We start from the raw sequence: 12,661 nt of genomic DNA, 5'->3' as shown, positions 1-12,661 counted from the left end.
GCCGGCAAATCTATGCTCGCCGCCTCTGTCGGACATTATGCGGACGAAGGCGCTATCGCTGTTGGTTATTCCACCGTCTCACACAGTGGCAAGGTGTTCTTAAAATTACAAGGCAATGCCAACACTAACGGCAAAATAGGTGCTGGTGCTGGCGTCGGATATCAGTGGTAGGAAGCTCTTGATAAAAGTGTATTGAATTTAAACACACTATTTAAACACGAATGCCTTTAACTTATTACACGTTAAAGGCATTTTATTAGAAATAAATTTTGTCGTTCACACACAAAGAAATTAAAAATAGCTTGCAATATTCAGAAATTAGATGTACCTTACAGCGAGATCAATTAGCTTATATTTGAGAAAGTACATTATGAATAACACTATCCGTACTCATCATCACCATCACTTAACCTGATATCTTTCGGGCATTTGAGTGTGGTCGGAAGATAGTAAATCTTCCGAGTACGTATAAAGTGCAATCCTATATAGCAGAAAATACATAACCTCTCGGAAGGAAACCTTCGAGAGGTTTTTTTATATTTTAGTTTTATCATTAAGGAAATAGCAATATGAATACAACCAGCCGTTTACGGATAGCGTTACAAAAAAAAGGGCGTTTAAGTCAAGATTGCAGCGAGTTACTCAAAAAATGTGGGGTAAAAATTACGTGGAATGAACAACGCTTAATTGCCTATGCAGAAAATATGCCGATTGAGATTTTGCGAGTGCGTGATGATGATATTCCTAACCTTATCTTTGATGGCGTGGTCGATCTCGGATTCGTGGGCGAAAATGTACTAGAGGAAGAAGAACTTGGTCGCCAATATGCAGGTGAGCAGGTACAATATCAAAAACTCAAACGCCTTGATTTTGGTGGCTGTCGACTTTCTCTTGCCGTGCCACGAGATGTACAATACGATGGCGTGCAAAGTCTTGCTAACACTCGCATTGCCACCTCTTATCCCAACTTACTTAAACGTTATATGAGCAAAAATGGCGTACCATTCAAAAACTGTTTTCTTAATGGGTCTGTGGAAGTTGCTCCTAGTGCTGGTCTAGCCTCTGCCATTTGCGATCTTGTTTCTTCTGGTGCAACATTAGAAGCAAATGGGTTAAAAGAAGTCGATATTATTTATCAATCAAAAGCCTGTCTGATTCAGCGTGCCGAACCTCTCTCAGTAGAAAAACAAGCGCTAGTCGAGCGTTTATTAACCCGCATTCAGGGCATACAGCAGGCTTCAGAAAGCAAATACATTATGCTACACGCCCCTAAAGATAAATTAGCTGAAATTACTGCACTACTACCTGGTGTAGAAAATCCGACAATTCTTCCACTTGCCAATGATTCTGCTCGTGTCGCAATGCACGTTGTCAGTCAAGAAAACTTATTCTGGGAAACGATGGAACAGCTCAAAGAAATGGGAGCAAGCTCTGTGCTAGTGCTACCGATTGAGAAGATGTTGGCTTGAGCATTTGCTCTCGCCCGCTTGCGGGAGAGAGACCGCTAAAAATTGTGTAAGGCAATTTTTAGCAGAGAGAGGGGGAATCGCCCTCTCCCTGATTTCCGCTTCTGAACGAAGCTCCAATCGTCCCTCTCCCGTAAACGGGCGAGGGGAAAATATAAGGAAAAAATATGCAAACCCTAATTTGGAAAAACTTAACACAACAACAACGCCAAGCCGCCCTGACTCGTCCTGCAATCAATGCTTCACAAAACATTCAACAAGCGGTCGATTTCATTCGAGAAAATGTACTTACCAATGGCGATAAAGCGTTATTTGAGCTTTCGGAGAAATTCGACAAGGTGAAATTAGACAGTCTTACCGTTTCTAAAATGCAGATCCAAGCTGCAAGTGCTCGTTTATCAGATGCACTAAAACAGGCAATCCAAAACGCCAAAACCAACATCGAGAAATTCCACCAAGCCCAAATTCCGCAAGCGGTTGATTTAGAAACTCAAGCAGGTGTGCGTTGTCAAGTGGTTACACGACCAATTAACCGAGTTGGCTTGTACATTCCAGGGGGATCCGCCCCACTATTTTCCACCGTGCTAATGCTTGCCATTCCTGCCAAAATTGCGGGCTGTAAAAAAATCGTGCTTTGCTCACCACCGCCGATTGCAGACGCCATTCTTTATGCCGCCGAACTCTGTGGCGTGGAAACCATTTACTCAATAGGCGGTGCTCAAGCGATTGTGGCAATGGCTTATGGCACAGAAACAGTGGCGAAAGTAGATAAAATTTTTGGACCTGGCAACAGCTTTGTAACCGAAGCAAAACGCCAAGTATCGCAAGCAGTCAATGGGGCGGCAATTGATATGCAGGCTGGACCTTCGGAGGTATTAGTGATTGCTGATGAGTTTGCTGATCCTGATTTTGTAGCGAGCGATTTGCTTTCTCAAGCGGAACACGGTGCCGATAGCCAAGTGATTTTAGTGACATACAGCGAAACCTTGGCAAAAACGGTGGAGAAGGCAATTGAACGTCAGCTTGCAACATTACCGAGAAAAGAGACCGCTTGTAAAGCTCTGGAGCATAGCCGCATTTTCATCGCTGAAAGCCTCGAACAAGCGATCGAAATTAGCAACGAATACGCTCCTGAACACTTGGTGGTACAAGTGGAAGACGCCAGAGCATTGCTTGATAAACTCGACAATGCAGGCTCAATTTTCTTGGGAGCATATTCGCCTGAAAGTATGGGGGATTATGCCAGTGGCACCAATCACGTTCTACCGACATATGGCTACACCCGCACCACCTCAAGCCTAGGCTTGGCGGATTTCAGTAAACGAATGACCGTGCAGGAACTCACGCCACAAGGTTTTAAAGATTTAGCAAAAACGGTGGAAGTGATGGCACAAGCCGAACAGCTAGAGGCACATAAACAGGCAGTTTCGATTCGATTGGCTAAAATTTCCTAGGACGAGCCGTCCTAGGATCGATGATCCCAGCCCCGCATGGGGCTGAAAATTAGAAGATAAAGAGCCACAGAGTGGCTCGGAGTAAGTAACCCCATACGGCTCGTATGGGGGAGGAAGGAAAATATATGCAAATCTCAAAACTCTCTCGAAAAAATGTGCAAGCCCTGACCCCTTACCAATCGGCACGCCGTTTGGGGGGCAATGGCGATGTGTGGCTGAATGCGAATGAATCTCCAACTTCGCCAAATTTTGATTTACTCAACCGCACTTTTAACCGCTACCCTGAAGCTCAACCTACTGATGTAGTGAATCGCTACGCACAATATGCAGGTGTAAAACCTGAAAATGTGATTGTGACTCGTGGTGGCGATGAAAGCATTGAGCTGATTATCCGTGCTTTCTGCGAGTCTACGGACAGTGTACTTTACTGCCCACCGACTTACGGAATGTACAGCGTGTCGGCAGAAACGTGCGGTATCGCCCTGAAAACCGTGCCTTTAACCACTGATTTTCAGCTTAATTTGCCTGAAATCGAACGTAATCTTGACGGCGTGAAAGTGGTATTTGTGTGTAGCCCAAACAACCCAACTGGCACGCTAATCAAGCGGTCGGATTTACTCAAACTTTTACAAATCACCGAGGGGCGTGCGATTGTGGTAGTGGACGAAGCCTACATTGAATTTTGTCCCGAGGCAACAATGGTAAGCGAGCTTGCCAGTTTCCCACACTTGGCGATTATCCGCACGCTTTCCAAAGCCTTTGCTTTGGCGGGATTGCGTTGTGGTTTTACCCTTGCAAATCAAGAGCTAATAGGCGTACTACAAAAAGTCATCGCCCCTTATCCGCTCCCTGTACCCGTTTCCGACATCGCAGCACAATCCTTAACCGAACAGGGCTTGATGGAGATGAAACAACGTGTGACAGATGCACTAGAGAACCGAGCGTGGCTAATCGAACAGCTAAAATCTATTCCGTGCATGGTAAAAATTTTCGATACCGAAGCCAACTATGTTCTTGCCAAATTCCAAAACGGACAAAAAGTATTTAAAGCTCTTTGGGAAAAAGGCATTATCTTGCGTGATCAGCACAAGGCATTGGGATTGCAGAATTGTATTCGGATTTCAATTGGTACAAGATCGGAGTTGGAGAGAACGGTGGAAGCAATTAGAAATGCCTAGCACGAGCCGTGCTAGGTTCCACAATCCCAGCCACTCTGTGGCTGTTAATTAGCTAATATAGGGCCACAGCGTGGCTCAGATTAAGTAGCCCCATACGGCTCGTATGGGGTAGGACGATAAAATATGAGCTATACCAAACTTTTTTATCATATCGTTTTTCGTACGCTACAAAGCGTTCCTGCAATTAACGAAGAAAATGAGAAAGAGTTGTACCAATATATTTGGGCATTTTGTCAGCAACAAAAATGCACTTTGCATCGCATAAATGGAATGCCTGATCATTTACATTTATTGGTGGAAATTCACCCAAGTATGGCGGTAGCAGATTTTGTAAAACAACTTAAAAATGCGAGCCATAAATGGCTTGAACGCCATAGTGATCTTTTTCCTGATTTTTACGCTTGGTCGAAAGGTTATTGTGCGTTGAGTTATAGCGAACACGAAATTGGGAAAATCATCAATTACATCAAAGGGCAGAAAGAACATCATAAAACGTGGAGTTTTGTTGATGAGATGAAAGAGCTGCTTGGAAATGTAAATGAATATCTCGAACAAGATTTGTAACCTAGCACGAGCCGTGTTAGGTTCCATAAACCCAGCCACGCTGTGGCTGATAATTAGATAATATAGAGCCACAGAGTGGCTCAGATTAAGTAGCCCCATACGGCTCGTATGTGGGCTGCCACAGGAGCAAATATGACACAACCAACCCTTTTTATCGACCGTGACGGCACTTTGATTGACGAGCCGAAAACGGATTTTCAAATTGACAGTTTGGAAAAACTTAAACTGGAACGCAATGTGATTTCTGCGTTGCTAAAATTAAAAGATCACTACCGTTTTGTGATGGTCAGCAACCAAGACGGCTTAGGCACAGAGTCGTTTCCACAAGAAGATTTCGACAAACCGCACAATGCGATGTTGGATATTTTCCGCTCGCAAGGTATTGAATTTGATGCGATTTTGATTTGTCCCCACAAGCCAGAAGATAACTGCGATTGCCGTAAACCGAAGATCAAATTGCTGAAAAAATATATCGACAAAAATTTGTTCGATCCTGACCACAGTTTTGTGATCGGCGACCGTGCCACCGATGTGCAACTGGCGGAAAATCTCGGCATTCCGGCGTTGCAATATCACCCAGAAAAATTGGACTGGGATCTGATTGTGGAAAAATTATTGCCAAAAACGACCGCTTGGGAACGCCCACCACGCTATGCCGAAGTGGTTCGCACCACCAAAGAAACCGATATCAAAGTGCAAGTTTGGCTAGACGAAACGGGCGTGAACCAAATTAGCACAGGCGTGGGCTTTTTCGACCATATGCTTGACCAAATCGCTACGCACGGCGGTTTTAGAATGAACGTGCAATGCAAAGGCGATTTGTGGATTGACGAACACCACACCGTGGAAGACACCGCCCTCGCACTCGGCACAGCATTAAAACAGGCGTTAGGCGACAAACGTGGCATTCAACGCTTCGGCTTTGTGCTACCAATGGACGAATGTAAAGCACAATGCACAATGGATTTATCGGGTCGCCCATACTTCAAGTTCAAGGCGAAATTCAAGCGTGAAAAAGTGGGCGATTTCAGCACCGAAATGACCGAGCATTTCTTCCAATCGCTCGCCTACACCCTAATGGCAACGCTACATCTGAAAACAAAAGGCGACAACGACCACCACAAAATCGAAAGCCTATTCAAAGTGTTCGGCAGAACCTTAAGACAGTGTGTAAAAGTAGAAGGGAATGAATTACCGAGTTCGAAGGGAGTGTTGTGATTTGGCTATAAAATACCCTACACTAGTGTGTAGGGTTACGCATAGTGCGGTTGCTCTGCAACCCAGCTAGTTTGTCGCAGAGCGATAACATAATGCTTAGCCTAGCATGAAAGTGCTAGACAAAAGTGCGGTGAAATTTTTTGGAGAGAGGACATTTATATGGATCAACAGTTGATTGATTTAGGCGTTAAACTATCTGAAGCGTTAGTTAAAAATACAGCATCCGCTATTTTTACGAAAATTAAAGCAAGTAAAGCTAAAAAAGATGATAAAGAAACAATAAATGAATTAGAAGAAATTATTCAGGAATTAATTTCAGATAAAAATGAGTTATTACAAATTTCTCAAGCTTTTCAACAAGAGTTAATGGCTCAAAAAATTACAGATACAGAAATTGATTATATTACCAAGCAATTAATTCCTAAATTACAAGAATTAGCTAGTGCTACAGGTGGTAATGTTGATGAAATGGTAAGAATTTTATCTCCATTGGTTTCAAAAGAGACTCTGACAATTTTGCAATTGTTAGGTTTTAACTTTAGAAAAGCTATTGGTGAGCCATTAACTATTTTGTTAGAGAAGATGATTTTATCCAAATTACCAGCAGATCCATCTATTCAAACTGAATTACAATTAGAATTATTGAAAGTAGCCAGAGATCCAGCGGCCAGAAAAGCACTAGAGAAGTTTAAATAAGATTATTATATGACCAACCTAACTATCATCAACACAGGCTGTGCAAACCTGTCATCTGTAAAATTTGCATTCAACCGCTTAGGCTTACAGGCGGAGATTAGTCGTGATTTAGATAAAATCAAATCGGCCGATAAATTGCTGTTGCCCGGTGTGGGGACGGCTGCGGCTGCGATGAAGATTTTGCAAGATCGTGATTTGATTGACACGATCCGCAATGCTACGCAACCAATGCTCGGTATTTGTTTGGGTATGCAGTTAATGACTGAATTTTCTGCGGAAGGCTATGTGGGAACGCTTGGGCTTATGAGTGGCGAAACCGAGCTAATCCCAAACACTGGTTTGCCGTTGCCACATATGGGCTGGAACAAGGTTCAATATCAAGCCGACCACCCATTATTTCACGGCATTGAGCAAAACAGCCATTTCTATTTTGTGCATAGCTATGCAGTGTTGCCGAATGAAAACACCATTGCCACCGCTGATTACGGCGTGCCTTTTTCAGCTGCGATTGCGAGCAAAAACTTCTATGGCGTGCAATTCCACCCCGAGCGTTCAGGCAAAAATGGTGCACAGTTGCTGAAGAATTTCGTAGAAAATATCTAATTTTTCCCTCGCCCACTTGCGGGAGAGGGTGGAGAAAATCCGTAGGATTTTCGGAGGGAGAGGGCAAATATGCGAAAAAATGAAAGCCAAACGTTAAGAAAGAATGCTAAAAGCTTGCGTTCAAATATGACGGAAGCAGAATGGTCGTTGTGGTATCACTTACGTGCAAAACGTTTCTGTGGTGTAAAATTTTATCGCCAAAAGATCGTGGGAAATTATATTGCAGATTTTCTCTCTTTAAATCCTAAATTGATTATTGAGCTAGATGGTTCTCAGCACGCAGAACAAATGGAATATGACCGTATTCGTACGGCATATTTGGAAGAACAAAATTTTACCGTTATTCGTTTTTGGAATGATGAGGTATTGAGAAATATAGATATGGTGTTAGATGTCATTTTTGATCTTATACACCAAAACTCACCCTCTCCCTCCGAAAATCCTTAACGGATTTTCTCCACCCTCTCCCACAAGTGGGCGAGGGGAAGTATAAAACAGGAAACAAACACAATGAAAAAATCCATTATTATCCCCGCCCTTGACTTGATTGACGGCAATGTGGTGCGGTTACATCAGGGTGATTATGCTAAACAGACCACCTATTCCGATAATCCGATTGAGCAATTTGCCCGCTATCTTGCACAGGGAGCGGAGCAGTTACATTTGGTCGATTTAACAGGAGCGAAAGATCCGGCAAAAAGACAGACCACACTTATCAGCAACATTATCGAAGCGACACGATGCAAAATTCAGGTCGGTGGCGGGATTCGTAGCGAGCAAGATGTGGCGGATCTGCTGGCTGTAGGGGCAAATCGTGTTGTGATTGGCTCAACGGCGGTGAAAGATCGGGCTATGGTCAAAGGTTGGTTTGAGAAATATGGCGCGGAAAAATTCGTGCTGGCGTTAGACGTAAACATTAACGCAAGCGGTCAAAAAATTATTGCGATTAGCGGTTGGCAGGAAGCGAGTGGCGTATCGCTCGAAGCACTAATCGAAGAGTATCAAACGGTCGGATTACAGCATGTTTTATGCACGGATATTTCAAAAGACGGCACATTAGCTGGCTCAAACGTCTCTCTTTACCGTGAAATCTGTGCAAAATACCCTGAAATCCAATTTCAATCATCGGGCGGTATAGGTTCGCTCACCGATATCGAAGCCCTCAAAGGCACAGGCGTGGCTGGCGTGATCGTGGGGCGTGCGTTGTTAGAAGGTAAATTTAATGTGGCGGAGGCAATTGAATGTTGGCAAAACGGATAATCCCTTGTTTAGATGTGCGTGATGGGCTGGTGGTCAAAGGCGTGCAGTTTCGTAATCACGAAATTATCGGTGATATTGTCCCGCTTGCACAACGTTATGCACAAGAGGGAGCGGACGAGCTGGTGTTTTATGACATCACCGCCTCATCGGACGGTCGCACGGTGGATAAAAGCTGGGTGGAACGTGTGGCACAAGTGATCGATATTCCGTTTTGCGTAGCGGGCGGAATCAAGACGATTGAGGACGCAGAAAAATTGTTCGCTTTCGGGGCGGATAAAATCTCGATCAATTCCCCCGCACTTGCCGATCCGAATTTGATTACCGCATTGGCAGATCGCTTTGGCGTGCAAGCGGTAGTGGTTGGCATTGACAGTTGGTTCGAGACGGATACAGGCAAATACTGGGTGAACCAGTACACAGGCGATGAAAAACGGACTCGCCAAACCAACTGGCAACTGCTCGACTGGGTGCAAGAAGTGCAAAAACGTGGGGCAGGCGAAATCGTGCTAAATATGATGAACCAAGACGGCGTACGCAAAGGCTACGATTTAACTCAACTCAAATTAGTGCGTGATGTGTGCAACGTACCGTTAATCGCCTCAGGCGGTGCAGGCGAAATAGTGCATTTCCGAGATGCGTTTGTTGATGCGAACGTGGACGGTGCTTTGGCAGCGAGCGTGTTTCATAAACGGATTATTGAGATTGGAAAGTTGAAGGAGTATCTTGATGCAGAGGGTGTCAAGATACGTCGTTAATACTAGCATGAGCCGTGCTAGGTTCAATAATCCTAGCCTCTCTGCGGCTGTATATCTGAAAGAAAAAGAGCTACAAAGTGGCTCAGATTATGTAGCCTTATACGGCCCGTATAGGGTAAGGAAAACTATGCAAATTCAAAATATAAACTGGCAAAAAGTCGATAACCTCCTCCCCGTCATTATCCAACACTTCCAAACTAGTGAAGTACTAATGTTGGGCTATATGAATGAAGAGGCGTTAAATAAAACTCTGACAGAGAAAATCGTTACATTCTATTCTCGTACTAAGCAACGCTTGTGGACGAAAGGGGAAACATCGGGGCATTTTTTAAATGTAGTGGATATGAGCTTGGATTGCGATAACGATACGTTATTGATTTTAGCCAATCCAATTGGATCAACTTGCCATACGGGCGAGGAAAGTTGTTTCCACCAATTTGAAAGTCAATCTGAAGGTGATTGGAGGTGGTTTGCGAAATTAGAACAAGTACTTGCCGAGCGAAAATATGCCGATTCTGAAAGCTCTTATACCGCAAAACTCTATGCTAAGGGAGTAAAGAAAATTGCTCAAAAAGTGGGGGAAGAAGGCGTTGAAACCGCATTGGCGGCAGTGTCGCAAGATAAAGAAGAAGTCGTCAGTGAAGCGGCGGATTTAGCCTATCACTTGACCGTATTATTACATTCAATGAATCTTGAATGGAGCGACGTGATTAATAAATTAAAAGAGCGTCATCAGGGTATCGGACTGCACCCTGAAGGCGAAGATAAGGTTTATTGATGTTTTAACTAATCCTTGGTCTATTTTTTGATAAACTACATATTCTATGTCTGTATTGTCTCTAAGTGCCAACCAAGCTGACGATAATGTCTGTAACGCTCTCGAGCTTGTATTTTTAAGGTTTCATCTACAGGAACGAAATCAATTATTTGGTTGAAGCTGTTGATGAAATCAGGTACATTTTTTTGTAACGAAATTAGCAGATCTCGGTGTTGAGCGTTACGTTTACCTGCCCAAGTAATCTCAATTGGTGTTGCATAAGTCGTTACTTCGCCAGAGAGGTTGTGTGGCACAAAATCATCGGCTTGCCTAGCCCATAGAGCTTCATCAATATTGAGAGCCTGCTCTTCGCTTTCGCAACTAATGAGTACTCGCTTTCCAACACGCCACGCTTTTGCAGCTAACTCACAAGCTAGAAATTCTTCACTGGCAATCGTGCCTTGCTCAACTTCATTTATTAAATAAAATTGCACTTGTTTCATACTATGTTCCATCACTTAATAATGTACGGCATTCTAGCGGAATTTCGCCAAAATAAAAATAAGTGATAGCACTAGCGACAACCATAAAAGTCTGCCGATTAGAACGTTTCCACAAGCAATATTTGCCTTATATTTCACTCAGCTTAATCAATTTTACAATTTACCCTTCATTTCTAATGAATTCTTCAGAAAATTTTTGATATTTATATCGCTTTATGGTATCAATCTATCCCTGTTTAATCGGATAAACGAACAACGTAAACGTTTGCGTAAAAGGGAATAAAATGGATCAACTTGAAATGAAAAAAGTAGCTGCTAAAGCGGCGTTACAGTATGTAAAACCAGATACAATTGTGGGCGTGGGAAGTGGTTCAACGGTTAATTGTTTTATTGAGGCTTTAGGTAAAATCGCTGATCAAATAAAAGGTGCTGTGGCTGCTTCTAAGCACTCTGAAGCATTACTCAGAGAACAAGGCATTGAGGTATTTAGTGCCAATGAAGTCTCTAGTCTTGATGTTTATATTGATGGAGCAGATGAAATCACGCCACAAGGCTATATGATTAAAGGTGGAGGTGCTGCCTTAACTCGAGAAAAAATTGTGAGTTCGTTAGCAAAAAAATTCATTTGCATCGTAGATGAACGCAAACAAGTTGAAGTATTGGGGTCTACCTTTGCCTTACCAGTAGAAGTCATTCCGATGGCTCGTTCTTATGTTGCTCGCCAGCTAGTCTCATTAGGTGGAAACCCTGAATATCGTGAAAATGTGATCACCGATAATGGCAATGTGATTTTAGATGTTTACAACTTTAAAATTCTAGAGCCGCTAAAGATGGAGCAAACGATAAATAATATTGCGGGTGTGGTTACAAATGGCATTTTTGCACAACGTTATGCCAATGTTACTATCGTTGGTACGCCAAATGGTGCAAAGATTATTGAATAATATTTTTTATATAAGGTCCAAATATGAGCGTGAAAGTTTCTCTTGATAAATCTAAAATTAAATTTCTACTGCTTGAAGGCGTACACCAAAATGCAATTGATGTATTAAAAGCAGCAGGCTATACAAACATCGAATTTCATAAAAAAGCGTTAGAAGGCGAAGCTCTGCTAGAGGCGATAAAAGATGCACATTTTGTCGGTATTCGTTCTCGCACCTTCCTGACCGAAGAAGTATTACAACACGCTTCTAAACTCATTGCTATCGGCTGTTTCTGTATCGGAACAAATCAAGTGGATCTTGAGGCTGCAAAACGCCGTGGTATCCCTGTCTTTAATGCCCCATTTTCGAATACACGCTCCGTTGCAGAATTAGTATTGGGAGAAATTTTGCTCTTAATGCGTCAAGTGCCAACAGCAAATGCACAGGTCCATCGTGGTGTATGGAATAAATCCGCAGTCGGTTCAAATGAAGTGCGTGGAAAAAATCTTGGCATTATTGGTTATGGACATATTGGCTCACAGTTAAGCGTACTGGCAGAAGCAATTGGTATGCGTGTCTATTTTTATGATATAGAAAATAAACTACCATTAGGCAATGCCCAACAAGTTGCAAGTCTTGATGAATTATTGGCTATGAGTGATGCCATTTCATTACATATCCCCGAAAACGCTTCAACTAAAAACATTCTCAATGCGACTAATTTATCAAAAGTGAAAAAAGGTGCTGTCGTGATTAATGCGGCTCGTGGTACAGTCATTGATTTAGATTCCCTTGTAGAAGTATTGTCATCAGGTCATTTACGAGGTGCCGCCTTAGATGTATTCCCAGAAGAACCCGCTTCTATCAACGAACCATTCAACTCGCCATTATGTCAATTTGACAACGTTATTCTTACACCACACATCGGCGGTTCAACCTCAGAGGCTCAAGCCAATATTGGCTCTGAAGTCGCCCATAAATTTGTAAAATATTCAGACAATGGTTCAACATTGTCTGCAGTAAACTTTCCTGAAGTCTCGTTACCAGAGCATAAAGGAGCAAAACGTTTACTCCATATTCACGAGAACCGCACAGGGATATTAAATAAAATCAACCAAGTTTTTGTCGAGCAGAATGTCAATATCGCCGCACAGTTCTTACAAACTGATCCTACCATTGGTTATGTCGTTATCGATGTGGAATTAGAGAATACCGATGAAGCACTCAAGCGTCTAAAAGAGATTGATGGCACGATAAAAGCGAGAGTGCTGTATTAGACAAGGG

At 42.9% G+C, this 12,661-nt stretch carries 15 protein-coding genes and 1 other annotated feature; of the genes, 14 read left to right on the top strand and 1 reads right to left on the bottom strand.

The window, feature by feature from the left end; genetic code table 11:
* From EV693_RS07845 to hisIE, 12 genes are all read left to right on the top strand, one after another.
* Positions 1-171, top strand: a 171-nt coding sequence (locus EV693_RS07845; RefSeq protein ID WP_207906487.1) for a YadA C-terminal domain-containing protein, incomplete at its 5' end; no start/stop codon positions are given.
* 222 nt (positions 172-393) lie between these two features.
* Positions 394-537 (top strand) — a sequence feature (His leader region).
* 32 nt (positions 538-569) lie between these two features.
* Positions 570-1,469, top strand: coding sequence for an ATP phosphoribosyltransferase (gene hisG, locus EV693_RS07840; RefSeq protein WP_132501813.1), 900 nt, complete (start codon positions 570-572; stop codon positions 1,467-1,469).
* Positions 1,470-1,633: 164 nt separating this feature from the next.
* Positions 1,634-2,920, top strand: a complete 1,287-nt coding sequence (gene hisD, locus EV693_RS07835) for a histidinol dehydrogenase (protein ID WP_132501812.1) — start codon at positions 1,634-1,636, stop codon at positions 2,918-2,920.
* A 125-nt stretch (positions 2,921-3,045) separates the two neighbouring features.
* Positions 3,046-4,098: a histidinol-phosphate transaminase gene (hisC, locus tag EV693_RS07830; RefSeq protein WP_132501811.1), complete on the top strand. Its 1,053-nt coding sequence runs from the start codon at positions 3,046-3,048 to the stop codon at positions 4,096-4,098.
* Positions 4,099-4,221: 123 nt separating this feature from the next.
* On the top strand, positions 4,222-4,662 hold the full coding sequence (gene tnpA / locus EV693_RS07825; RefSeq protein ID WP_132501810.1) for an IS200/IS605 family transposase: 441 nt from the start codon (positions 4,222-4,224) through the stop codon (positions 4,660-4,662).
* A gap of 132 nt (positions 4,663-4,794) precedes the next feature.
* Complete coding sequence (gene hisB, locus EV693_RS07820) at positions 4,795-5,880, top strand: bifunctional histidinol-phosphatase/imidazoleglycerol-phosphate dehydratase HisB (RefSeq protein ID WP_132501809.1); 1,086 nt, start codon at positions 4,795-4,797, stop codon at positions 5,878-5,880.
* 159 nt (positions 5,881-6,039) lie between these two features.
* Entirely contained in the window at positions 6,040-6,576 is a 537-nt protein-coding gene (locus tag EV693_RS07815; protein WP_115591077.1) for a hypothetical protein, read from the top strand.
* 9 nt (positions 6,577-6,585) lie between these two features.
* Positions 6,586-7,179: an imidazole glycerol phosphate synthase subunit HisH gene (hisH, locus tag EV693_RS07810; RefSeq protein ID WP_132501808.1), complete on the top strand. Its 594-nt coding sequence runs from the start codon at positions 6,586-6,588 to the stop codon at positions 7,177-7,179.
* A gap of 69 nt (positions 7,180-7,248) precedes the next feature.
* Entirely contained in the window at positions 7,249-7,626 is a 378-nt protein-coding gene (locus tag EV693_RS07805) for an endonuclease domain-containing protein (protein ID WP_132501807.1), read from the top strand.
* 63 nt (positions 7,627-7,689) lie between these two features.
* Positions 7,690-8,439 carry a 1-(5-phosphoribosyl)-5-[(5-phosphoribosylamino)methylideneamino]imidazole-4-carboxamide isomerase gene (hisA, locus tag EV693_RS07800; RefSeq protein WP_132501806.1) on the top strand — a complete coding sequence of 250 codons (750 nt, stop codon included), beginning with the start codon at positions 7,690-7,692 and terminating at the stop codon, positions 8,437-8,439.
* Positions 8,421-9,194 carry an imidazole glycerol phosphate synthase subunit HisF gene (gene hisF, locus EV693_RS07795; RefSeq protein ID WP_132501805.1) on the top strand — a complete coding sequence of 258 codons (774 nt, stop codon included), beginning with the start codon at positions 8,421-8,423 and terminating at the stop codon, positions 9,192-9,194. The genes hisA and hisF overlap by 19 nt, the downstream gene beginning before the upstream one ends.
* A gap of 127 nt (positions 9,195-9,321) precedes the next feature.
* Entirely contained in the window at positions 9,322-9,972 is a 651-nt protein-coding gene (hisIE, locus tag EV693_RS07790; RefSeq protein ID WP_132501804.1) for a bifunctional phosphoribosyl-AMP cyclohydrolase/phosphoribosyl-ATP diphosphatase HisIE, read from the top strand.
* Positions 9,973-10,016: 44 nt separating this feature from the next.
* Here the strand turns inward: hisIE and EV693_RS07785 are convergent, their stop codons facing one another.
* Positions 10,017-10,454, bottom strand: coding sequence for a DNA polymerase III subunit chi (locus EV693_RS07785; RefSeq protein ID WP_132501803.1), 438 nt, complete (start codon positions 10,452-10,454; stop codon positions 10,017-10,019).
* 284 nt (positions 10,455-10,738) lie between these two features.
* On the opposite strand from EV693_RS07785, the gene rpiA reads away from it, so the two are divergent.
* The gene (gene rpiA / locus EV693_RS07780; protein WP_132501802.1) at positions 10,739-11,398 is read left to right on the top strand and encodes a ribose-5-phosphate isomerase RpiA; all 660 of its coding nucleotides are present in this window, start codon (positions 10,739-10,741) and stop codon (positions 11,396-11,398) included.
* A 23-nt stretch (positions 11,399-11,421) separates the two neighbouring features.
* A complete protein-coding gene (gene serA, locus EV693_RS07775) occupies positions 11,422-12,654 on the top strand; it encodes a phosphoglycerate dehydrogenase (protein WP_132501801.1) in 1,233 nt (410 codons plus the stop codon).
* The last annotated feature ends 7 nt before the right edge of the window (positions 12,655-12,661 follow it).

The sequence above is a fragment of the Nicoletella semolina genome, assembly GCF_004345745.1.
Classification (GTDB): Bacteria; Pseudomonadota; Gammaproteobacteria; order Enterobacterales; family Pasteurellaceae; genus Nicoletella; species Nicoletella semolina.
This window is presented reverse-complemented; position numbering and strand designations above follow the sequence as displayed.